At 51.7% G+C, this 1,145-nt stretch carries 1 protein-coding gene; it reads left to right on the top strand.

Going from position 1 to position 1,145, the window contains the following annotated elements:
• Positions 1–25: 25 nt before the first annotated feature.
• The coding region (locus ABS784_RS16820; protein ID WP_081157688.1) for an IS4-like element IS5377 family transposase at positions 26–1,145 on the top strand (1,120 nt) is incomplete at its 3' end.

The raw sequence follows: 1,145 nt of genomic DNA, 5'->3' as shown, positions 1-1,145 counted from the left end.
CAAACAAACCCAGGAGGTGCTCTCTATGAACAAGCATACCACACTCCCGAATTTGATGCAAAAACTTGTTTCGGATGAAGAGATTCAACTGATTGCCGAAGCGGTTGGGTATCGTGATTCGTCTCGAACCTTTACGTTGCGCGAGTTGATTCACTTCTTCCTGCTGGCCGCCATGCATCAATGGAAAAGCTTTCGCCACGGAGCCGATGTGGGGCCTCTGTATGGATTGCCGCGATTCCATTATTCAACTGTATCCAAGAAAGCGAAAGAAGTTCCCTATGACATCATGAAACGCTTGTTGGCGTTGATCATTTCCAAGTGCAACCGCCAAACCCGCCGTTCGCTTCGGTTTCCCAAACCGCTTCGGGTGGTGGATTCGACGACCGTCACGGTCGGGAAAAACCGCCTGCCATGGGCGCCGTATCACGGCGAACGCGCCGGAGTGAAGCTGCACGTCGCGTATTCGCCGGAATCCTCGTTGCCGGCAGACGTGGTGGAAACCATCGGACTGCGTCATGATGGCCCGGTGGGAGAACAGTTGACGAACGCTCAACAAGTGCTGGTGGAAGACCGGGCGTATTTCAAAATCGAACGCCTCGATCGATTTGTGGAGCAGCATCAGCTCTTTGTCATTCGGATGAAGGACAACATCGAACTTCATCAGAAAAAAAGCTTGAAACGCCTTTCCAGCACATCCTCATCGGTTCAAGCCGACTTCACGTGCCAGTTGGGGACGAAACAATGCCGCTCCACCAAGCGTCACCGGGTGGTGATCTTTCGAGATGCGAATGGCCGCGATATTCGGGTCGTGACGAACCTCTTCCATGCGTCTGCGGAAACCATTGCCGACATGTACCAACAACGTTGGACTGTTGAGGTCTTTTTCCGTTGGGTGAAGCAATATCTGAATGTCCCGACCTTGTTTGGCACGACGGAAAATGCGGTATACAACCAACTGTTTGCGGCGTTCATCGCGTATGTGTTGCTGCGATGGCTGTATGATCAAACCAAAAAACAGACGAACGTCTCTCTTTCCTTCATTTCGTTCGTTCGCCGTTTTTTCTCTGGGCAGCTTCCTCTCGATTGGAAATCCGGGATGGCCGCTGCTTTGTTTGAGTATGCCCAAATTTATGGAAGGCGTATGT

Source organism: Geobacillus sp. G4 (assembly GCF_040327975.1).
GTDB classification, from domain to species: Bacteria; Bacillota; Bacilli; order Bacillales; family Anoxybacillaceae; genus Geobacillus; species Geobacillus thermoleovorans.
The sequence above is the reverse complement of the archived record's forward strand: the minus strand, read 5'-3'. Positions and strand labels throughout refer to the sequence as shown.